General features: G+C 75.7%; 13 protein-coding genes and 1 pseudogene. 2 read left to right on the top strand and 12 right to left on the bottom strand.

All coding sequences use genetic code 11. The features are described 5' to 3' along the window. Nucleotides 1-31: 31 nt before the first annotated feature. The 6 genes and pseudogenes from SCA03_RS27980 to SCA03_RS27950 form a co-directional block, all read right to left on the bottom strand. Entirely contained in the window at nt 32-3,850 is a 3,819-nt protein-coding gene (locus tag SCA03_RS27980; protein ID WP_086818082.1) for a CHAT domain-containing protein, read from the bottom strand. A gap of 410 nt (nt 3,851-4,260) precedes the next feature. After that, nucleotides 4,261-4,920 carry an RES family NAD+ phosphorylase gene (locus SCA03_RS27975; RefSeq protein WP_051847159.1) on the bottom strand — a complete coding sequence of 220 codons (660 nt, stop codon included), beginning with the start codon at nt 4,918-4,920 and terminating at the stop codon, nt 4,261-4,263. A gap of 852 nt (nt 4,921-5,772) precedes the next feature. Further along, nucleotides 5,773-6,789: a hypothetical protein gene (locus SCA03_RS27970; RefSeq protein WP_086818414.1), complete on the bottom strand. Its 1,017-nt coding sequence runs from the start codon at nt 6,787-6,789 to the stop codon at nt 5,773-5,775. Beyond that, nucleotides 6,786-7,958: pseudogene (locus SCA03_RS37345) on the bottom strand (macro domain-containing protein). Before SCA03_RS37345 ends, SCA03_RS27970 begins: the two are co-directional and overlap by 4 nt. A gap of 410 nt (nt 7,959-8,368) precedes the next feature. After that, nucleotides 8,369-9,049, bottom strand: coding sequence for a response regulator transcription factor (locus SCA03_RS27955; RefSeq protein ID WP_030895680.1), 681 nt, complete (start codon nt 9,047-9,049; stop codon nt 8,369-8,371). Between the two features lie 5 nt (nt 9,050-9,054). Next, nucleotides 9,055-10,323, bottom strand: coding sequence for a sensor histidine kinase (locus tag SCA03_RS27950; RefSeq protein ID WP_086814956.1), 1,269 nt, complete (start codon nt 10,321-10,323; stop codon nt 9,055-9,057). A 400-nt stretch (nt 10,324-10,723) separates the two neighbouring features. Between SCA03_RS27950 and SCA03_RS27945 the strand changes: the two genes are divergently transcribed. Further along, nucleotides 10,724-13,396, top strand: coding sequence for an ABC transporter permease (locus SCA03_RS27945; RefSeq protein ID WP_308698369.1), 2,673 nt, complete (start codon nt 10,724-10,726; stop codon nt 13,394-13,396). Between the two features lie 87 nt (nt 13,397-13,483). Here the strand turns inward: SCA03_RS27945 and SCA03_RS27940 are convergent, their stop codons facing one another. The 4 genes from SCA03_RS27940 to SCA03_RS27925 form a co-directional block, all read right to left on the bottom strand. Next, nucleotides 13,484-14,887 carry a GH1 family beta-glucosidase gene (locus tag SCA03_RS27940; RefSeq protein ID WP_371863997.1) on the bottom strand — a complete coding sequence of 468 codons (1,404 nt, stop codon included), beginning with the start codon at nt 14,885-14,887 and terminating at the stop codon, nt 13,484-13,486. 71 nt (nt 14,888-14,958) lie between these two features. Further along, nucleotides 14,959-15,777 carry a carbohydrate ABC transporter permease gene (locus SCA03_RS27935; protein ID WP_051847166.1) on the bottom strand — a complete coding sequence of 273 codons (819 nt, stop codon included), beginning with the start codon at nt 15,775-15,777 and terminating at the stop codon, nt 14,959-14,961. A 133-nt stretch (nt 15,778-15,910) separates the two neighbouring features. Beyond that, the gene (locus SCA03_RS27930) at nt 15,911-16,837 is read right to left on the bottom strand and encodes a carbohydrate ABC transporter permease (protein WP_078873818.1); all 927 of its coding nucleotides are present in this window, start codon (nt 16,835-16,837) and stop codon (nt 15,911-15,913) included. A gap of 10 nt (nt 16,838-16,847) precedes the next feature. Then, on the bottom strand, nt 16,848-18,164 hold the full coding sequence (locus SCA03_RS27925) for an ABC transporter substrate-binding protein (protein WP_030886968.1): 1,317 nt from the start codon (nt 18,162-18,164) through the stop codon (nt 16,848-16,850). A 185-nt stretch (nt 18,165-18,349) separates the two neighbouring features. On the opposite strand from SCA03_RS27925, the gene SCA03_RS27920 reads away from it, so the two are divergent. Continuing rightward, nucleotides 18,350-19,819, top strand: coding sequence for an ROK family transcriptional regulator (locus SCA03_RS27920; protein ID WP_086814959.1), 1,470 nt, complete (start codon nt 18,350-18,352; stop codon nt 19,817-19,819). A 4-nt stretch (nt 19,820-19,823) separates the two neighbouring features. On the opposite strand, the gene SCA03_RS27915 is transcribed toward SCA03_RS27920, so the two are convergent. Then, the gene (locus tag SCA03_RS27915; RefSeq protein WP_174864512.1) at nt 19,824-21,239 is read right to left on the bottom strand and encodes an MFS transporter; all 1,416 of its coding nucleotides are present in this window, start codon (nt 21,237-21,239) and stop codon (nt 19,824-19,826) included. Next, nucleotides 21,236-21,976, bottom strand: coding sequence for an ArsR/SmtB family transcription factor (locus SCA03_RS27910; RefSeq protein ID WP_141275725.1), 741 nt, complete (start codon nt 21,974-21,976; stop codon nt 21,236-21,238). Before SCA03_RS27910 ends, SCA03_RS27915 begins: the two co-directional genes overlap by 4 nt. Nucleotides 21,977-22,153: the final 177 nt, after the last annotated feature.

Raw genomic sequence — 22,153 nt, 5'->3', positions numbered from 1 at the left:
GCTGCGGCACCACCGCCGGGCGGGACCGCCGTCACTGCCCGAGGTGCGTGAACCCCGCCCAGGCCGCCGGGTCGGCCGGTGCGCCGGCACGGGCGTGCCGGGCCAGCGCGGGCGGCATCCCCGGCGGCGGCGTCCGGTGCGGATCCAGCATCCACAACTGCGCGGCGCGCAGGGCCCGTCCGGGGGAGTGGCCCTCGTGGCGGAGATACCAGTGCGTCATGTACATCAGTGCGGACGTCGTGTCGTCCGGCACCGGCCACAGCGTGCCGATCACCGAGCGCGCCGCCGCCGTCAGGAACGCCGTGGAGAGGGTGTACGCCTCGTTGCTGCCGCGCACCGAGATGTGGCTGCGGCAGGCCGCCAGCACCACCAGGCCGATACCGGCCCCGGCCGCGTCCCGCATCCCGCCGGACGCCTCCGTCAGCTCCTCCGCCGCCAACGCGCCGCCGTGCAGGGCGAGATGGGCCGAGTGCCGGGAGCCCGCGGCCACCGTCGCATGGCAGGCCAGATGCAGCACGGCCCCCGGGTCGCGCTGCGCCCGCAGCCAGTCGAGCACCTCGGCCGGGGTGCCGGCGCCGTGCCGGGCCCTGGCCGCCCGGCGGCCCAGATAGCGGGCGCCCGGGTACAGCCGCCGCTGAATGGCGTCGGCCTCGTGCCCCGCGTGCCGCAGATCCCCCGTCGGATCGCCGACGAACAGGGCCGCGCCGTCCGGGCGGACGGGCTCGCGCCCCGCCACCTCGCACAGCAGACGGGCCGAGGCCGCATACGAGATCTCGCACTCCTGCACCGCGTAGCGGCGGCCGCCGCGCCCGTCCGGCGTCCACGCCGCATGCCACGGCACCACCCCGAGCGCCCCCATCGGGACGAGCACCAGCTTGGCCACCCGCCCGTGTCCACGCGCCGGGCCGCCGCCCCGCGGGCCCGGCAGCCGGTCCAGCAGCGGGCCCATCGCCGCCTGCCAGGCCCAGGAGCACAGCCGGTCCAGCCGCTCCTCCCACGGGCCCCGCCCGGTGCCCGGGTGCGGCTGCCCGGTGGCGCCGACCGGGCCGAGGTCGCGGACGGCTCCGGCGGCCGTCCCGTACGCGCGCAGCGGTTCGGCGTCCTCGCGCAGCGCGGGCAGCGGCACGGCGTCGACGCGGCCCCGCGCCGTCACCGTCACCGCGGCGCCCCCGCCGTCCTCGGACGCCGGTACGAGATACACCAGCGCGTCCGCGCCCGTCGCACGCAGCGCCTGCCCGATCCGGCGCGGCGCGGGCGGGTCGAGCAGCAGCCGCCGGGCCGGCACGTGGGCCCCGGTGCCGTCGGCGGTCAGCGCCTCGAACACCTGCCGGCGCAGCCGGCTGTCGGGGCCGTCCGGCCCGTCCTCGGCGCCCGCCGCCCCCGCGGCCCCGGCAGCGGCAACAGCGTCGCGCCACCGTGCCGCCAGCTCCGTGCGGCCGGCCGCGTCCAGCATCTGTGGCACCGACGCCGAGGTCAGGGCAGCGTGCAGCACCAGCCCGCGGCAGGCGTCCAGCGCCCGCACCGCCTCGTCCGGCGCGCCGTCCGTCAGACACCAGGCCGCCACCTCGAACGCCCCGGCCGTCGCCGACCCCGCCGCCTCGGCGGCGTGCGCCGTGCCGGACTGGAGGAGCGTCGAGAGGACGTGGCCGCGCAGGGCGTCCAGACCGCTGCGCCGGGCGCGCCGCCGGTCGCCCGGGCCGCCGCGGGCCCGGTAGGCCCGGCCCAGCCCCAGCGCGATGTTCGACCACAGCCGGTGCGCGGGCCCGCCGGCCCGCTCGGCGGTGCGCTCCAGCAGCTCCGTGCCCTCCGTGAGCCGCGCCGCCCGGCGCCGGGGGTGCGTCGCGGCGTCGCTGAGGGCGCAGAGAAGGCCGCCCAGGGTGCCCGCGTAGCGCAGCCAGTCGTCGGTGTCCTCCGCCACCAGGTCCATCGCCTCGCGCAGCAGTTCCGTCGCGGCCTCGATCGCCGGCACGTCGTGCTGGAGCAGCGCGTGCCCGGCCCGGGTCAGACCGGCCGAGCCCAGCACCCAGGCCCGCTGCCCGCGGGGCAACCGTTCGGCCCCGCGCCGCAGTTCGCCGACATCCGGCCGGCCCGGCGGCAGCGGGTACGCCGGCTGCCCCGCCGCGCGGGCGAGCGTGTCCCGCTCCAGCACCAGGTTCTCCAGCGACACCCACAGCTCCAGCCGGGACGGGTCCTCCGGCTTCATCTCCCGCAGCACGTCCGCCAGTTCGGCCAGCGCCCGGTCGGCGCCCGCCAGATCCCCGGTGCGCGCGGCCCGCGCACCGGCCATACCGGCGCTCTGCGCCGCCAGCACCCGGGTGTGGTACGGGCTGAGGAAGCCCTGGTCGCTCAGTCGGCGCGCGGCCGCGACGCCCGCGTCCACGTCGTCCCGGCCGCCGGACATCTGGCCGCGCAGCATCGCGGCCGTCGCCTCCAGATACTCCAACTCCGCGTCTGAGCAACCCAGTTCGCGTGCCCGCCGCAGATGGTGGCCGAGCGCGTCCAGTCGCAGTCGGGCGCCGGAGGTGTCCTCCATCAGCAGCGCGGCCGCCGCCATCGTGTGCGCCCGCGCGCGCCAGGCGTCGTCCTTGTGCGGGCACGAGACCGCCGAGTCGATCAGGGTGTCGATCTGCTCCCGAGGGATGTGGCCGTCCCGCCCACCGAGGAACGCGCGCTGCGTCAGGAGCAGCAGCGCCCCGTCCGCCCGGCGTGCGCTGCCCGGCTCCTCGGCCTGCCACTCGGCGTACGTCCGCTCGAAGCCGTCGCGCAGCAATGTGCTGCCGAGGCCCGCCACTTCGCTGAGCGTGGCGTTGCCCGGCTCGTTCGTACGGAAGTCGAAATACGCTTCGCCCTGAAGGAACCTCTCGCGGAACACGGCCATCGACTCCCGGAGCTGCTTCCACGCCTCCTCCGGATCGGCCGCACCGTCTCGCCCGCCGGGGCTCTCGGTCCCGCCCGGTCCTGTGCCTTCCCCCTCCGGCCGGACGCCGTGCGAAGCGCACTCCTGCTCGGCCCACAGCCGCAGCAGCCGCGCCGCGTGCCACATCTCCTGGTCCACGTCCGCCGCCTCGGCCGCCTCCAGGACACGGCCGGTGCCCAGCAGCACGTCGCGGAGCCGGGCCGGGTCGCGGTCCGCCTGGTAGCGGGTCTGCTGGAGCGTGGCGAGCGTCAGCCCCGGACGCCACGCCGGACCGTCCCGCTCCGCCCGCCGGCTGACGACGGTGTGCCGCAGCAGCTCCAGCGCGCGCTCCCGGCCCGCGTCGTCGTCCCGCCCCGCCGCGCACTCGTACAGCAGCTTGGCGAACTGTTCGAGGAAGCCGGGCGGGAACTGCTCCAGCGCGTCCGGCAGGGCCAGCAGCTCCTCGATCTCCTGCTCGGCCACCGCCGCCTGCTCCGCGTCGCGGTCCTCCAGGCTCAGACCGCCGCGCAGACAGGCGGCCCGCGCCCGGGCGTCCAGCAGCCACTCGGGCTCGGCGCCGTCCGGCACGGACTCCACCGCACAGTCCAACGCGTGCTGCGCCGCGCGGAGTTCGTCCTTGTCCGCGCCGATCATCCCGGCGAGCATCAGGGCCCGGCCCAGCCCGTAGTGCGTCACCGCGCCGTCCATGCCGGGCACCCCGTCCTCGGCCGCCTGCCGGAGCGCCCGCCAGTGCTCGGCCGAGGCCCGGAAGTCCGCCGGGTCCCGGGACACCGTCCCCTGCTCGTGGTGCAGATCCGCCAGCTCGCCGTGCAGCGCGAGGGCGCGCGTCCCGTCGGGGTCGGGGCCGAGCTGCTCCAGCGCCGCGTACAGCTCGGCCGTCCGCTGGTCCCGGCCGCCGACCGCCGGTCCGGCGCCGGGTGCGACTTCGTCCATGTCCGGTTCTCCTGGGGGCTGTTCGGCTGTTCGGCTGTGTCCTGCCGTTCGGCTGTGCTGCCGCTGTGGTGCTGTGCTGCTGCGCTGCTGCGTTGCTGTGCTGCTTCGCTGTTCTGCGTCCGGTTGTCCCGCTCCTGCCGGTCCGGTACGGCGGTCGCTGGGGACGCTCGGCCGGGTCGGTCGGCACGGGTCGGCCGCCGGGTGGTCCGGTCGCCGGGTGGTCCGGCCGTCGGGTGGTCCGGCTGCCGGGCGGGTCGGTTGCCGAGGTCTGTCGTGGTGCGGGTCGGCTGCTGTGACGGCCGGTCGCCGAGCGGTCCTGCCCTTGTGCGTCCCGTCCTTGTGCGGTCCGGCCGTTGTGCGGGGCGAGCCTGGCGCGGCGCGGCCCTTGCGCGGTCCGGTCCTCGTGCGGGTCAGTCGCTTGGCGGGACGGCGGCCCCGTACGGGGCGAGGAGCCCGTTGAGCCGGCGGGTGCCGTCCGGGGTGTCCAGGTCGACCGGCTCGGGCCCGGCGTCCTCCAGCACCGGATCGGGGCAGCGGTCGGCGAACAGCACCAGGGCGTGGTCGGCGGGCTCGCGCTTCGACGGCCAGATGAAGCCCTGCGCCGCCGGGTCGGCCTGCGCACGGATCCAGTGCCCCCAGTCGCGGGTGTACGGGTAGTCCACCGGGTCGGCCTGCACCAGCCACGCGTCCTGTCCCACGGCCGCCAGATCGCGGCCGGACAGCAGCGGCACGAGGCGCAGCTCCGTCGCCGTCCGCAGGAACGAGAACCGGCGGCCCCGTACGGCCGCGCGCTGCACCAGCCGGGGGCCTCCCTCGGGCGCGAACGGCACGGAGCGCAACAGGCTCTCGCACACCGCGGCTTCCTCCGTCAGCCCCGCGTACAGGTAGCCGTAGCCGTCGCTGTGCGTCGTGGCGTCGAACCGGCCGCCGCCGTAGAGGCACGGGGTGCGCCGGGTGTTGAACGCGGCGGGGGAGCGTGCTGCCGAGTGCACCCGGTAGAGCGGGGTGCCGGCTGGCAGCGACAGCAGACGGGGCGTGCCCGGCAGGGACCGAGGCGGCCGTGCCTTCATCGCACCCCCGCCAGGACAGCTCCTCGGGCCTCCGCCCGGGCCGCTTCTCGTGCCTCTGCCGAGGTTGTTTCCTGTGACCTTGCCGGGGTTGCTTCCCGTGTCTTTGCCCGGGTTGCTTTCTGTGTCCTTGCCGGGGTTGCTTCCCGCGTCTCTGCTCGGGTTGCTTCCTGCGCCCCTGCCCGGGTCGCTTCCCGCGCCCTTGTCAAGAGCGCTTTCCGCGTCCTCGCCGGGACCGCTCCCCGCGCCCCCGCCACCCCTTGCGGCCCGCGGACCGCTCCCTGCGCCCCCGCCGCTCCCTGCGCCCCCGCCGCTCCCTGCGGCCCACCCGCACCTGACGGTCCCCCGGCACACAACGGCCTTGCCACGCCCGCCCCTTCCCCGTGCACCTGCTCCGCGCCCGGCCATTCCGCGCACGCCACTCCCATGCGCGCCAACCCCGTGCCTGTTCTGCCCTCGCCCGGTCTGCTCGCGCCCGGTCTCCCCCGCCTGACGGCGCTCCCATGCGCGGCGGCGGTTCTCCCGTGCGGGACGGGCCCCGGCCACCGGAGGGGTCACCCGTGCTGTACGGGCTTTCCGCGTGGCGCGGCGTTCCGGCGCGCGACGGTGGCCCTCCCGTGCCGGACGCGCTCGCTGTACCGGGCGGGCTCGCTGTGCCGGACGGATTTCCCGCGCAGAACGGCCTTTCCGCACGAGACCGCGTTCCCGCGTACGGCGACGGCTCGCGCGCGACCGGCAGCTGTGCCGTGTGCGACGGAACTCCCGCGTACGACGGGCCCCCGGCGGCCGACCGCGGCAGCGCGTCCTCCCACGACGGTGTCGGGTCCGCCTCCCGTGGCACGTCCGGCAGCGGTCTCACACGTCCTCCAGCAGAAAGCGCGCGGCGTCCACCAGCCGCGGATCGTGCGCGGTGCCCGCCAGCCGGGCCGGTATCTCGCCCTCCAGCCAGGCGTTGCCCGCCAGCCACCAGTCGGCCGCGCCCCACGGGTCCCGCTCGGCGTCGAGCAGTTCGTTGACCGTCAGCACGACGGGCAGCGGCGGGCCCAGTCCTCCCTCGAACTGGAAGGCGGGCCACCGTGGTTCGCCCCGCCGCCCGCGCAGCCTGATCAGCCGCGGGTCGGGCTCCTGCCCGCCGGACCGGTCACCCCGCCGGTCACCCCGCCGATCACCGGGACGCTCACCGGCCGCGGACCGGACCGGGCTCTCTCCGCCGCCATCGGCCCGACCGCCACGCGACGGGCCGTCCGCCGTCGCCCCGCCGGAGGCCGGATCGACGTCGGGGGCGAGAGAGGAGCGGTCGGCCGGCACATCGGCGACCGGGGCACAAGCGGTGCCGTGGGATGGCTGACCGGTGCCCGGTCCGTCAGCGGTGCCGTGGGCAGGCTCACCGCCGGCAAGCCCGTCAGCGGTGTCGTCGGCAGGCTCACCGGTGGCCGGGGGACCCGCGGCGCCGAGGGCCAGTTCGTTGGCGGTGAGGGAGTCGGCCGCCAGCAGCCGTTCCCTGACCGGGCCCAGCACGGGGCCCACCATCCCGTGCCCGTCGAGGACGAGCACGGCCAGATCGTCCGCGCGGAAACCCTCGAACTCCTGCTCAGCCGACGGCACTTCGGCGAATCGGCCGCCGCCGGTGCCGCCGTCCGGCGCGGGCACCCCGCCCGGCAGCAGCAGCGCCAGCCGTTCCGCGGCGCGCCGTGCCGCCGCGTCCCGGCGTTCGCTGCCCGCCGGGGCGTCCCGCAGTTCGTCCAGCGCGCGCAGCAGGACGGCGTCGTCGACGCCCGCCTCGTCCGGGACCCCGGGCCCCGCCGAGGGCAGTCGCGTGCGCAGCCGCTGCCACCGTGCGGCGGCGTGTGCCAGCACACCGTAGGGGTTCACCCGTGCTCCTTCCTTCCCGTGACGACCGGGGCGCCGTCGGGCGGCGGGCCGCCCGTCAGCAGCCGTTCGACGAGGCCGGCGCGCTCCGGATGCCGCACGACCAGATGGACGTCCCACCCGCTGCCCCGGGCCAGTTCCGCCTCGACGGCCGTCCACACGGCGCCGAGGCTCTCCGCGTACGGCAGCCCTCCCCGGCCGGAGCCCAGCAGCGGGAAGCACACCGACCGCAACGGCGGCGCGAACCCGTCCCGCTCCGCGGCGAGCAGCGCGAACACCCGGGTCACCGCGCGGGTCACATCGGCCGGCAGCACGTCGTAGTCGTTGGTCCCGGCACGCGGCACGGTGACCGCCGCGTGGTACAGCCGCCGGATCCCCTGGTCCGCCAGGGCGCCCGGACCGGTCGGTGCGACGGTGCCGGGCAGGGCCGCCCGGCCCGTGACCCCGTGCCGGGCGGCCCACCCCCGTAGCTCGTCGTGGATCCGGTCCTCGACGAGCCCGCCGGCCGCGTCACGCAGCGCTCCCGCCCTCCGCAGTGACGCGGCCACCGAAGCCTTGAACGGCTCCGGCAGCGCGAAGTGCACATTGACCGGCGAGACGATCACATCGACGTCGCGCAGCAGATCGACCGGGTGGACGTGCAGCGTCACCGGCACCCGGCGCCCCGCCACCACCACCCCCAGCCTCCGGTGGGTCGGCCGCGTACCCGTGGCGCCCCATCCGGAGCGGGCCGGGGCGGGCGCCCCCGTGTACCGCCCGCCGTCCGGCCCCTCCTACCCCCCCGTACCGGACCGCCCCACCCCCGCGGATGCGGCCCGGCGCGTCTCCTGCCCGGCCTCTCGCCCCGGCTCCCGCGCCTGCTGCTGCGCTGCCTCCCGTGCCGGCTCCCGCACGCCCTCCTCGGCCAGCCGCAGGATCTCCTCCGCGACCTGGCCCAGCACCATCAACTCCTGGTGCTTGCGGAACCGTTCGACGCTGACGCCGTACAGCCTCGCCGCCCTGCGGCGCCGGTCGGCCGGTGGCCAGTCCCGGGTGCCCTGGGCCAGGCCGAGGCTGAACTCCGCCGCTTCCTGGAGCGTGCCAGCGTCGGTCCGCGCGACGGCCGCCCGCAGCAGCCGCTCGACGGCGCCGGGCCCCGGGACACCGCCCGGATCCGCCCGCGCCGCGCACACCCGCGCGAGGGAGGGCAGCTCCAGCTCCCGCAGCCGTACCAGGCCGACTCGCCGTATCGCCTTCACCTCCCCGAGAATTGACGCGTAGTCATACATGGGGCTGTCAGGCATGCCCGACAGCTTTTCACCGGCCCGACACACCCGACAAGCCGCTTCGTGCGCCTTCCATGCCACCACGCACCCCGGTCGCGGACGGGCGCCCCCGGGTCGCTTCGTGGTCGCCCCGGCAGCCCCGGCGGCCGGACGGACCCGGGAAACGGAAGAGGGCCGCTCCGTGGGGAGCGGCCCGGTGGGGTGCGGCCGGAGAGAGGCGCGCCTGCCGTGCCCGGGGCGGGCCGCCCCGCACCCAGCGGCCCGGCCCCCGGCGCGCCCCGCCCGTCCGGCCCCTCACCGCAGGAACGTGTGCCCCCTCAGCCCCCTGCGCACAGCCCGTTCTCCCAGGCCCAGGCGGCGATTTCGACGCGGTTGCGGGCGGTGAGTTTGCGTTGGATGCTCGCCAGGTGGGTCTTGATCGTGGAGAGGGAGACGTGGAGTTCGGCGGCGAGTTCCTCGTTGGTGCGGCCGCGGGCGACGCGGCCGACGACGTCGAGTTCCCGCTGGGTGAGCGGTTCGACCAGCCGCTGGGCGGCCGGTGCCGCCGCGGTGACGGGGCGGGCGTCGGCGTCGGGTGCCATGTGCCGCAGCAGCCGCACCGTGATCGAGGGGGAGATCAGGGAGGTGCCGGCCGCCGCGGCGCGGACCGCCTCGGCGAGCAGGGCCGGTGAGCCGTCCTTGAGGAGGAAGCCGCAGGCGCCGTTGCGCAGGGCGCGGTAGACGTACTCGTCCAGGTCGAAGGTGGTGGCGATGAGGACGTTGAGCGGGTCCGGTACGTCGCCGCCGGCCAGGAGGCGGGTGGCTTCCAGGCCGTCCAGCTCCGGCATGCGGATGTCCAGCAGGCACACGTCGGGGCGCAGCCGGCGGGCCTCCTCGACGGCGGTGACGCCGTCGGCGGCCTCGGCCACGACCTCCATGTCGGGCTGCGAGGCGAGGATCATGCGGAACGCGGAGCGGACCATCTCCTGGTCGTCGGCGATCAGTAGCCGGATCGTCATGGCGTTCACGGTCGCAGACCCGCACGGGGCGCGTCCCCGTGGGGTGCGGCGGTCAGCGGCAGTTCGGCGCCGACGGTCCAGCCGGCACCGGCCCGCCGGCCGGCGGTGAGCCGCCCGCCGAGGGCCTCGACGCGCTCGGCGAGGCCGGTGAGGCCGAACCCGCTCTCCTTCCCGGCGCGGCGGGCCGCGGCGTCGGCGGCGCGGACGTCCCGCTCGGGCACGTCGGCGTCCGGTCCCGCGCCCGCGCCGTCGTCGGTGACCGACACCCGCAGCAGGGGCCATGGCCCGTCGTCGGCCTTCCGCACGTCGACCGTCACACAGGTCGTCTCCCGCGCGTGTTTGCGGATGTTGGTGAGGGCCTCGCGCACCACGTGGTGGGCGACGGCGGTGACCTCGGCCGGTACCGTGCCGTCCGCGTCGGCCAGCCGGGGGTCGAGCGCGAGGGTGGCGGGCGGCCCCGCCGCGGAGAAGTCGGCGGTGAGGGCGCGGAGCCCGTCGAGTCCGCGGTCGGCGGGGGCCGTCCTGCCGGTGTCGCGCAGCACCGTCACCATGCCCCGCATGGACTCCATGGCCTGCGAACCGGCCCGTTCGATGCCGGCCAGGCTCCGGTCCAGCTCCTCGGGCCCCGGCGCCATCCCGGCGGCCGTGGTGAACCGTACCGCCTTCGTCTGCGCGACGATGGCGGTGACGTGGTGCGCCACGAAGTCGTGCAACTCCCGTGCGTACTCCAGCCGTTGGGCCTGGAGCCCGGCCTCGTGCTCGCGGGCCCGCAGCGTGTCCAGGAGCCGCAGGCACAGTCCGAGCACCACCATCAGGGCCCCGGCGAACAGCGCGGCCGCCGCGGTGATCCCGCCGGTGACGCTGTACTGCGAGGGCTCCAGCCGCAGGAACAGCGAACCGGCGGCGAGGGTCGCACCGGCGGCGAGCGCCGCGGCGCGGGGCAGCGGCTGCTGCCACAGGGCGCGGGCCACGAGCAGCAGCAGCGCCACCGCCTCCACGAAGCCGAAGGTGTGCTCGGGCCTGTGCGCCAGCCGGGTGCCGACGAGCGTCACGAGGAACGACACCGGCACGGCGGTGGCGGCGACGGCGGTGAACCGGTCGCGGGGCGCGTACAGCGCCGCCAGCGGCACCCCGCCCGACACCAGCCAGCACCCGAACAGCTGCCAGGAGCCCGCGTCGACGGCCTCCAGGACGAGCAGGGTGAGCGGGACGACGGCGCTCAGCAGGAACAACAGCTGCTGCCGGCGGGGGCGGTGACCGGACAAGGACTTCATGGCGTCCCACGCTAAGTGCGCGCCGCACCCGGCACCTCGTCCGATCGGCCGACCCGTCGCACGCCGCCGACTCGGCGTTCCGGCTGATCCGCGGCCCGCCCCGGGCGACCAGGATGGACACCGGTCCGGCGGCCACCGGCACAGCCCCACGCCGGTGGCCGCCGGGCTCTCCGCACGGCCGGCGCCGGGCCCTGCCCGCGGCACCGCCCGGTCGCCGTCCACGGTCCACGGCCCGTCGCCCCCGGCTCGTCGTCCACGGTCCGTCCGTCGTCCACGGCCCACCGCCCGGTGCGCGCACTCCGACGACGGGCGCCGGATCCCATGGGCACGCGCCGGACCCCGTGGACCCGCGCCGGATCCCGTGGACCCGCGCCGGACCCGCACCGGGTCCGGTGGGCCCGTGCCGGACCCGCAGACCCGCAGACCCGTCGACCCGCAGACCCGTCGACCGACGAACCGACAGCCGATCGAGGCCGAGGCCCCCATGCTCCGTACCGCCCTTCGTAACCTGCGCCGCCACAAGCTGCGGTTCGCGCTGCCCGCGCTCGCCGTGCTGCTCGGTGTGGCCTGCGTCAGCGGCTCGCTGCTCTACAGCGGGGCCGTCCGCTCGGCGATGACCGAGTCGTGGACGGCGTCCCGGCCCGATGTGTCCGTCGAGGTCCGTCCCGCCGAGTCGGCCGGCCCGCCGGGCACCGGCTCCGACGGGCCCCGGATCGACGAGAAGCTGCGGCAGCGGCTGGCCCGGCTGCCGGGCGCGTCGGCCGCCCGCGGCACCCTGGAGGGCGGCGCGTTCCTCGTCGGGCCGGACGGGCAGCTGGTCGGCTCCCGCGCGCACGCGGCCGGTGCCGCCTATGTGCCGGGCCGCGGCGGCGCCGACCCCCGCTATCCGCTCGCGGTGGGCCGCGGCCCGCGCGACGCCGGGGAGATCGCCGTCGACGCGGCCTCCGCCCGGCGCACCGGCTACCACATCGGGGACCGGGTGCGCGTCGTCGTGGCCGGGAAGGTGCACCGGGTGCGGCTGGTCGGTGTGTTCACCGCGCACGATCCGCGGCTCGCCGCCGGCGGCACGCTCACCGCGTTCGACCGGGCGACGGCCGCCGGGCACTTCGCGCCGGCGCCCGGCCGCTACTCCTCCGTCACGCTGACGGCCCGCTCCGGCACGCCCCCGACGGAGCTGGCCGACAGCGTGCGGCGGCAGCTGCCGCGCGGGCTGGAGACCGTCACCAGGACCGAGCTGGACGCGGAGGCGGCCGAGAGCCCGGACAGCCGGAAGCTGTCCCAACTGCTGCTCGGCTTCGCCGGTATCGCCCTGATCGTCTCGACGTTCCTGGTCGGCAACACCTTCACCATGCTGGGCGCGGCCCGCGCCCGCGAGTACGCGCTGCTGCGGGCGGTCGGCGCCACCCGGCGGTATGTGCAGCGGCTGGTGCTGACGGAGGCGGTGCTGGTCGGCGCGGTCGCCTCGGTCGCCGGATACCTGCTCGGCATCGGGGTCGCCCACGCGCTGGGCGGGTTCTTCGACGCCGCGGCCGGTGGCGTGGAGGCGTCCGTCCGGCCGGGCCTGCTGGAGCCCACGCCGCTGCTCGCCGCGTTCGGCGTCGGCATCGGCGTCACCGCCCTGGCCGCCCATCTGCCGGCGCGGCGGGCCGCGTCCGTGCCGCCCGTCGCCGCGCTGCGCACCGCCGAGCCGCCGGCCCCGGCCTCGCTGCGCCGCCGGCAGCTGCTGGGCGCCGGCGTCACCGCGCTCGGCGGGCTGACGCTGAAGGCCGCGGCCGGCTCCCCGGACCCGATGGGGCTGCTGCTGCCGGCGGTGCCGCTGCTGCTGATGGGTGTCGCGCTGCTCACGCCGCTGCTGGCGACGGGCGTGACCCGGGTGCTGCGGGCACCGCTGCGGTGGCTCGCCGGGGTCCGCGGCACCCTCGCGCTGGCCAATGTGCGCCGCAACCCGCGCCGTACGGCGGCGACCACCACGGCGCTGACGGTCGGCCTGTCGCTGGTGGCCGCGGTCACGGTGACCGTGGCCTCGCTCGGCGCCATGGCACGCGACGAGGCGGAGCGGGACATGCCGACCGAACTGCGCATCACCGCCGTCGACTTCGGGGAGATCGGTGACGACGTGGCCCCGCGTGTCGCGCGGCTGCCGGACGCACGGGCGGTGACGCCGGTCACCGGGACGGCCATCGAGACCGGCGGCGACGGGCACGGTGACGGCGGTGGCGACGGCGGCGAGGGCGGGGGAGAAGTGCTGTCGGCCGTGGCCGTCGACGCGGACGCGGTGCCCCGGATCCCGGCCCTGCACGTGCGCTCCGGCTCCCTGGAGCGGCTCGGCGCCGGAGGTGTCGCCGTCACCCGGGAGGCGGCGCGCGAGCACGGCTGGCACGTGGGCGATCGGATCACCGGCCGGTTCGCCGACGGCCGGGGGCGGGTGGACCGCCGCGTCGTGGCCGTCTACGACGGGCCGGAGGCCCTCACCCCGGCCCTGCTGCCCAGCGACGCGCTGCCGGCCCGCTCCGGCACCGAGGCCCGGGAGGCGGCGCCCGTCGAGTCCGTCCTGGTGACGCCGCGGCAGGGCCGGGCCGACGGCCTCAAGCGGGAGATCCGGCACACGCTGGACAACCCGGCGCTGCTCGTCCAGGACCGGGCCGATGTGGGGCGGGAGGCCGCCGACGGCTTCTCCTCGCTGTTGCGGACGATGTACGCGATGCTCAGCGTCACGGTGCTGATCGGCGCCCTGGGCGTGGCCAACACCATGGGCATGGCCGTGCACGAACGGGTGCGGGAGACGGGCCTGTTGCGGGCCGTCGGGCTCGACCGGGGCGGGGTGCGGGCCGTGCTGGTGCTGGAGTCGCTCGTCATCTCCCTGCTGGGCGCCGCGCTGGGGCTGGTGACCGGGGGCGTGGTCGGCGCGGCCGTGGTCGGGGGCCAGGAGGGCGCGGTGCTCACCGTGCCGTGGGGCACGATGCTGCTGCTGTTCGCCGGCTCGGCGGCGCTCGGCGTCGTCGCCTCCCTGATCCCGTCCCACCGCGCCGCCGCCGTCCCCCTCCGGACGGCGATCGGCGCGGACGGCGAGTAGGCGCCGGGGGCCGGGGCCCGACGCGCCCCGGCCGACGGGGTGTCCGGCGCGGCCGTCGGGTCCGGCAGGGTCCGGCAGGTCCGGAGGTCAGGCTGCCGGGCGGTGGCGGGCGCGGTGGGTGCGGACGAGGTCCGCGTAGCGGCGTCCGCTGCTCTTCACCGTGCGGCGCTGGGTGGCGTAGTCGACGTGGACGAGACCGAAGCGCTGCGCGTAGCCGTACGCCCACTCGAAGTTGTCCAGCAGGGACCAGGCGAAGTACCCGGCGAGGGGCACGCCCCGCTCGACGGCGCGGGCGCAGGCCGCCAGATGCTCCTCCAGATAGCGGGTGCGTTCCGGGTCGTGCACCTGCCCGTCGGGGCCGACGGTGTCCGGGTAGGCCGCCCCGTTCTCGGTGACGAGGATGCGGCGGGCGCCGTAGTCCTCGGTCATCCGCAGCAGGGTGCGGGTCAGCCCCTCGGCGTGCACCTCCCAGTCCATGCCGGTCAGCCGGGCCCCGGCGGGCGGTGCGGCGGGCCGGGCGTGCGGGAGCGGCCCGCGGGGGTCGTCGTGGGTGACGCTGCGGAAGTAGTAGTTGAGCCCGAGCCAGTCCAGCGGGGCGGCGACGGTCTCCAGGTCGTCGGCGCGGACGGGCGGCTCCGTGCCGTACAGCCGGACCATGTCCTCCGGGTAGCCGCGCCCGTGCAGCGGGTCCATCCACCAGCGGTTGGTGTGCCCGTCGGCGCGGCGGGCGGCGGCGACGTCGGCGTCGCTGTCGCTGCCGGGCTCGCAGTGGGTGAGGTTGTTGACGATGCCGATCCGGGCGCCGGGCACGGCGGCGCGCAGCGCCTGGACGGCCAGGCCGTGGCCGAGGTGCAGATGGAACGCGGCGCGGACGGCCGCTGCCATGTCGGTGCTGCCGGGCGCCATCCGCCCCTCGTAGTGGCCGATCCAGGCGGAGCACAGCGGCTCGTTGAGCGTCGCCCAGTGGGTGACGCGGTCGCCGAGGCGGTCGGCGACGAGCGCCGCGTAGGCCGCGAAGTGCTCGGCGGTGTCCCGGTGCGGCCAGCCGCCGCGGTCCTGGAGCGCCTGCGGCAGGTCCCAGTGGTAGAGCGTCGGCCAGGGGGTGATGCCCGCCTCCAGCAGGGCGTCGGTGAGCCGGTCGTAGAAGGCGAGGCCGGGCTCGTTGACGGGCCCGTCGCCGTGCGGGAGGACGCGGGGCCAGGCGAGCGAGAACCGGTAGGCGCCGACGCCGAGTTCGCGCAGCAGGCCGAGGTCCTCACGCCAGCGGTGGTAGTGGTCGCAGGCCACGTCGCCGGTGTCGCCGCCGGCCACCCTGCCCGGCAGCCGGCTGAAGGTGTCCCAGATGGAGGGCCCGCGCCCGTCCTCGGCGACGGCTCCCTCGATCTGGTAGGCGGAGGTGGCCGCGCCCCAGACGAAGTCCTCGGGCAGGGCGCGGAGTCGCTCGGCGACCGGGTCGGCGGCGGGGCGGTCGGGGTGCGGCGTGTGGGGCACGGGCGTCCTTTCCGTGTGTGCGCCGGGCCGGCCCGGGCGCGGGCCGCCGGCGGACCTTCGGCACAGCGGGGTCATTTGACGGAGCCGGCGGTGAGCCCCGCGACGAGATAGCGCTGGAGCAGCAGGAACCCGGCGACGACGGGCACGCTGACGACGAGCGAGGCGGCCATGACCTGGTTCCAGTACACCTGGGTCTGGGTGGAGTAGCCCTGGAGGCCGATGGAGAGGGTGCGGGTCGCGTCGTTGGTCATGACGGACGCGAACAGCACCTCGCCCCAGGCGGTCATGAAGGCGTACACGGCGACGGCGACGATGCCGGGCGCGGCCGCCGGCACCAGCACCCGGAACAGCGCACCGAGCGCCCCGCACCCGTCGACCTGTGCGGCCTCGTCCAGATCGCGGGGGATGGAGTCGAAGTAGCCGGCCAGCATCCAGATGGACAGCGGCAGCGTGAACGTCAGATAGGTGAGGATCAGCGCGCCGCGCGAGCCGTACAGGGCGATGCCGGTGGCGTTGCCGAGGTTGACGTACAGCAGGAACAGCGGCAGCAGGAACAGGATGCCGGGGAACATCTGGGTGGACAGCACGGTGACGGTGAACAGCCGCCGCCCCCGGAACCGGTACCGGCTGACGGCGTAGCCGGCGAAGACCGCGATGACGACGGAGCAGACCGTCGCACTGGCCGCCACGATCAGGGAGTTGAGGAAGTAGTGGCCCAGCGGGACGGTCCGCCAGATGTCGATGTACGGCCGGAAGGTCAGCTCGCTGGGGAACCAGTGGAAGGCGCCGGTGACGTCCTCCAGCGGCTTCAGCGAGCTGCTGAGCATCGCGTACAGCGGCACGGCGGCGAACACGGCCAGCAGCGTCAGCAGGATCCGCCGGGTCCACACGAAGGAGCGCGGGGGAGCGGTGGGCCCGGGCGGTGTGCGACGGCCCCGGCGCGCGGGACGCGCGGGCCCGCCCGGCCGCGCGGGCGCGGGGGCGCCGCCGGGCCGTGGCCCGCCGTCGACGAGGGTGGGGGCGCTATCGGCCACGGGGACGGCTCCTCTCTCGGGTCAGCAGCAGATAGCACGCCGTCACCACCAGCAGGAACAGCAGCAGAAGCACCGACATCGCGGATCCGGCGCCGAAGTCCCAGGTGGCGAACGAGGACTGGTAGATGTGCAGCGAGATCAGATCGGCCGACTCCGGCGCCGACTTGCCGAACAGCACGAACGGCACGTTGAAGTCGTTGAACGTCCACAGGAACAGCACGAGCAGCAGCACCATGTTGACGGGCCGCAGCGCGGGCAGCGTCACATGCCGGATCTGCCGCCAGATCCCGGCGCCGTCCAGCGCCGACGCCTCGTAGACGTCCCGGGGGATGTTCTGGAGGGCGGCCGTCAGCATCAGGAACGCGAACGGCCAGGTGCGCCACACCGAGACGACGACCAGCGCGAGGAAGCTGTTGTCGCCCACCAGCCAGAACGGCGGTTCGTCGACGAGGCCGAGCTGGTCGTGCAGCACGTGGTTGACCAGCCCGCCCTCCCGCTGGAGCAGGAACGACCAGGTGATGACGGCCGCGTACACCGGCAGCGCGTACGGCGTCAGGAACAGCGCGCGCAGTGCCGCCCGCCCCCGGAAGGCGTCCTGCATGAGGATCGCCGCCGTCACCCCCAGCAGCCAGGCGAGCCCGACGGCGAGCACGGTGAACGCGCAGGTGATGCCGAAGGAGCGGAGCAGCGCCTCGCCGACGGGCGCGTCGAAGTCCACGGCGATCCGGAAGTTGCCGAGCCCGGCCCACGGCGCGGAGCCCCAGTTGCGGATGTACTCCTGCGTGAGGTCCTTGAAGGCCATCACGATCCCGGTGACCATCGGCGCGATGTGCACGATCAACTCCAGGACCAGCGCCGGGACCAGCAGCAGGTAGGGCATCCCGGCACGCCGGATCCGCTCGGTGCGGGTGCTCATACCGGGCGGCTCACTTCCGCATCTTCTGCTGGGCCTCGCCCAGCCGCTGCCGCACCGATTCCTCGGTGACGGACCGGCCGGCCGCCGCGTCCGCGAACAGCTCCTTCATCGCCGTGCCGACGAGCGTCTCGAACTTGGACTCGTCGGGCACCTGCGGCAGCGGCGCCGAGCTGTCGGCGAGCACCGCACGCATCACCTTCTCGTCCTCGTCCCGCGGCGGGGCCTGCTGGGCGCGCAGCACCGGCGAGATGGAGCCGTAGGTGTCGTTGAGCTTCTTCTGCTCGGCCGTCGAGGTCATGAACTTCACGAACTCCAGGGCGCCGTCACGGTTGTCGGTGTCCTTGAAGACGGCCAGATTGATGCCGGCGACCATCGAATTGACCGCCCGCTGCCCGCCGTCGGACGCCGACCGCACCGGCACCGGCGCCACTCCCCATTCGCCGTCCTTCATGCCGTTGGCCAGCAGCTGGGAGCGCGCCGCCTGCCACAGCAGCATCCCGGCCTTCCCCTTGGCGAAGTCCCGCACGGACTGCCGGGCCGCGTACTCGGCGTTGCCCTTGGCGGCGATCCGGTCCCCGGCGACGAAGTCCACGTACTGCTTGACGGCCTTGACGTTGCCGGGGGAGTCGAAGGTCGGGTTCCCCTTCGCGTCGAAGAAGTCCGAGCCGTGCTGCTTGGCGAACACGAAGGCGTGGTGGGAGTTCTCCACCGGGTCGCCGCCCTCGACGGCGAGGCCGTACCGCCCGTCGCCGGTGAGCTTCTTGCCCGCGGCCACCAGCTCCTTCCACGTCTTCGGCGGGCCGTCGATGCCGGCCTGCTCGAAGCGCTTCTTGTGGTAGTAGAGCGCGTAGGTCAGCGAGTACAGCGGCACGGCCACCGGGGTCTCGCCCCGCTGCCCGGTGGCGGCGAACGCGGACGGGCTGAACCGCTTCTTGCCGCCCGTCTTCGCCAGCGCCTCGTCGTCCAGGGGCAGCAGCGCCCCGCTCTTCTGGAGCGAGGACGACCAGGTGTTGCCGATGTTCAGCACATCCGGGCCCTCACCGGAGGACGCCGCCGCCAGGATCCGGTCCAGAAGGTTCGACCACGGGATGACCTCCAGCTTGACCTTGATCCCGGTCCGCTTCTCGAACTTCTCCAGCTCCGGCCCCAGCACCTTCTTGTCGTGCTCCAGGCTCGACCCCTGGTTGCTCGCCCAGTAGGTCAGCTCCTTCGGCTTGCTGTTGCTGGCACCGCCGCCCGTGGTGGTACCCCCGCCGCAGCCGGTGGCCAGCGCGACGGTCAGTGCGGTGGTGAGCGCGGCGGCTGCCGCCGTACGGAATCTGCGCATGGTCGTTGAGGCCCCTCCTGGGAGGCGAGCATTAAGGCTCTGAAGGCGAACACGGTCGACCGGGCACTTAACTTGCGGCGTGAGTTAAGTAATGAAAGAAGAGGCCGTCAAGACGTCGTGCAGGGAAGAGTTGCCAACGGAGCGCCGGGCAGCGGCCCCCGAGCCCGGCGCGAGAGGGGGAGCACATGCCCGAGCGCAACCGGCGGACCGTGCGTGACCTGCGGCGCACCAACCGCGCCACACTCCTGCGCCATCTGTACTTCCACGGCCCGCTCAGCAGGCAGGAGTTGGGCACCGCCACCGGGCTCAGCTCGGCCTCCGTCAGCAACGTCACCGCCGAACTCCTCGCCGACGGGCTGCTGGAGGAGGCCGGTTCCGTCGGCTCCGACGGGGGCCGGCCGCGCACCCTGCTGCGGGTCGCGCCCGGCGCCGGGGAACTCATCGGCGTCGACGTCGGCGAGACCCGGGTACGCGTCGAACTCTTCGACGTGACCCTGACCCGACGCGCCCACGCCGAGTACCCGTTGCGGGACCGCGGGCACGACCTCGCCCACGTCGTCCGCCTCGTCGCCGAGGGGCTCGACACGGTCCGCGCGGCCGGGGCGGCGCGGCGCCCCGGACCCCCGCCGCCGCTGGGGCTGCTCGGCGTCGGCCTCGGCGTCCCCGGCATCGTCGAGGACCGGCCCGAGCGCGGCGGCGCCGTCGTGCACGGGCAGACCGTCGGCTGGGACGCGGCGCCCCTGGAGGCCCTGCTGCGCGCGGAGACCCGGCTGCCCTCCGGCACCCCGCTGCTGATCTCCAACGGCGCCCGCACCCTCGGCCAGGCCGAGACCTGGTTCGGCGCCGGCCGCGGCGCCCGCGACGCCGTCGTCGTCCTCCTCGGCTCGGGCCTCGGCGCCGGCGTCATCACCGACGGCAGCGCCTACGGGCCCGCCTCCCGCGGCGCCGGGGAATGGGGCCACACCACGGTCCGCCTCGACGGCCGCCGCTGCCGGTGCGGCGCCGCCGGCTGCCTGGAGGCGTACGTCGGCGCCACCGCCGTCCTGGAACGGTGGCGCGAGGCCGGAGGCGGCCCGGTGGGCGGAGCCGCCGGGGACGGTGGGGGTGGCGAGGAGCGGCCGGAGAGCCAGGGGAGCCGGGCAGGGGAGAAGGGCCAGGGAGGCGCCGGAGCCGGCGGGAGCGGCGGGGAAGGCGAGAAGGGGGCCCTTGCCGCGCTGCTCGCCGCCGCCGACGGCGACGATCCCGTCGCCACCGCCGTCCTCGACGAGACCGCCGCCTGCCTGGGCGCCGGACTGGCCGACCTCGTCAACCTCTTCAGCCCCGAGCGCATCGTGCTCTCCGGCTGGGCGGGCCTGCTGCTCGGCCCCCGCCTGCTGCTCGCCGTCCGCGCCGCCGCCCGGGCCCGGGCCCTGCACCATCCCTGGGCCCGCACCCGGATCGCCCTCGGCGACCTCGGCCCCGACGCGGTCACCGTGGGCGCCGCCACGCTCCCCCTGACGCGCTTCCTGGACGATCCCCCACGGCCGACGGCGGCTCCGCGCGGTGGCGCCGACGGCGACGGGGCGGCGACGCCACGTGACGGCGACGGGACGGAGGGCGGACCGGCAGCCGGATCGGCAGGCGGTCCGGCAGGCGGTCCGGCGGGCGGGGCATAGGCGGTCACGGAGGGTGTGGGGAGGTCCGCTCCGGAGGTGCGGCGTCCCGGTCGGGAGGTGCGGCGGAGGTCTCGTGCTGGAGCGGCACGGGTGCCGCGCCCTTCCCCCGGGTGCGGTCCATCTCCTTCCACTCGGGGCGGAGCGCGGCCAGGTTCGTCGTCAGGAAGTAGGCGGCCCCGCACACGACCAGCACGGGGGCCAGGCCGAGCGAGGTGACGGCGGCGCCCGCGGCCAGCCCGCCGAGCGGGATCCCTGTCCAGGCCAGCGAGTCGCCGAGCGCCTTGACCCGGCCCAGCAGGGGGCGCGGTACCCGCTCGAAGGAGATCGCGCCGAGGATCGGATTGACGAAGCCGGCGCCGAATCCGCCGATGGCGAAGACGCCCAGCACCGCCCACAGCGGCAGATCGGTGGCCAGCACCAGGAACCGCGGCGCCCCGGCGAACAGGAAGGCGACGAAGAAGACCAGCCGCCGCGGCAGACGGTGGGCGAAGGTCGCGGCCAGGAAGCTGCCGCCGATCGCCAGCACCCCCTGGGCGGCGTTGACCTGCCCGATCGCGGCGGGCCCGTGCCCGGAGTCGTGCGCCCACACCGGCAGCAGCACGGACATGAACGCGGCGTCCAGGAAGTTCGTGAGGCCGATGACGGTGATGACGGTCAGCAGCAGCGGATCCTGCCGCAGAAAGGCGAACCCCTCCCCGAACCGCCGCCAGTAACCGGCCTGCCCCGGCTGCCCCGCCCGGTCCGCGCCCACGGCTCCCGGCGATGTGGCCGTGGCCGTGGCCGTGGACGTCGACGGGGACGGGGGCACGGGACGGCCCGTGCCGCGCGGCAGGAAGACCGCGATGATCAGCGACCCGAGCGCGAAGCAGGCCGCGTTGACCGTCAGGCCCGTCAGCGGGCCCGCCGCGGCGACGAGCGCCCCACCGGCGGCCGGACCGACGGTCGAGGCGAGCCGCTCGATGATCCCTTCCATCCCGGTGGCCCGCTCCAGCGGTATCCGGCCGCGGTCGGCCACCTCCGGGACCATGATCTGCTTGGCCGAGTCCCCGGGCCCGCGGGCGGCCCCGATGAGGCAGACAAGCCCGAGCAGCACCGGATACGACAGCTGCCCCAGGGTGTGCAGCAGCGGCACGGCCGCGGCGGCACCGGCGCTGACCAGGTCCGTCGTCCAGGAGACGACGCGCGGCCCGGCCCGGTCCACCAGCGGCCCCGCGAACGCCTTGACCAGCACGTAGGGCGCCATCTCGAAGAAGGCCACGACCCCCGTCTGGGCGGCGCTGCCCGAGGTCACCAGCACGAACCACGGTATGGAGATCGCCGATATCCGCGTGCCCGTCAGGGAGACGGCGATGGCCGCGAGCAGCCCCGCGACCGGCCGGAACGAACGCCGACCGGGCGCCGGCCGGGTACTCCCCGTCACGACTCACCGCCGGGGTGCGCACCTTCGTCCTCGTCCCGCTCCCCGTCCGCTTCCGGCCGGCCGGCCGGATCGGGCAGCAGATAGGAGACGAGGGTGACGGGCTCGGCGTCCGCGGGCGCGCCCGGCGCCTGGCCCGGGGTGTCCTTCCGGTACCGCCCGACGACCTCGCGCAGCTCGGTGCGGAGCGCGGCCGCCTCGTCCGGGGTGAGGCGCAGCCGGAAGTCGCTGAAGTCCGCCACGTCCTGCCAGGCGCGCGGCATCGTCGGGAACCCGTTCACGGCCCGCTGGATCAGCAGGGTGTCCGTGGCGGCGACCGACCGCAGATAGGCGTCCGTCGCCTCGGGGTCCTGCTCGATCATGGCCGAGCAGTCCATCCGGGTCTCCTGGTGCGCGGCCCGCCACCAGCGCTCCCGCCCGTTCCCGCGCTCCCGGTCCTCGGCGACGAAGCCGGCGGCGTCGAGCTGGCGCAGGTGGTAGCTGGTCACCCCCGTGTTGAGGTTCAGCCGCAGGGCGAGCTGTGTCGCCGTGGCCGGGCCGTGCATCCGCAGCAGGCCCAGCAGTTGCACCCGCACCGGGTGCGCGAGGGCACGCAGCCCCCTGGTGTCCAGGGTGACGGCCTCGGCGTTCCGGTCCGCCGGATCCCCGGACCCGGTGGGCGGGGCCGAGGGGCCGGACCCGGAGGATGGGGCGGATGGGGAGGACGGGGAGGTCGGGGCGACGCTGGCTTCCTCGGGCATGCGCGGCAGCCTAAACTCCACAGGTCTCTTTGCAAAGACTCCTGTGTGGTTCCCCTCGGTCGATGCCGGGACGGCAGGCCGACAGCACAGAGCCCCGGCCCCCGCGGTGTGCGGGGACCGGGGCGGTGCGGCTCATGCCCGGTGCGGTGCCGGTTTCGGATGTGGTCTCGGGCGCGG

This window comes from Streptomyces cacaoi, from assembly GCF_006539165.1.
In the GTDB taxonomy this organism is placed as follows: Bacteria; Actinomycetota; Actinomycetes; order Streptomycetales; family Streptomycetaceae; genus Streptomyces; species Streptomyces cacaoi.
The sequence above is the reverse complement of the archived record's forward strand: the minus strand, read 5'-3'. Positions and strand labels throughout refer to the sequence as shown.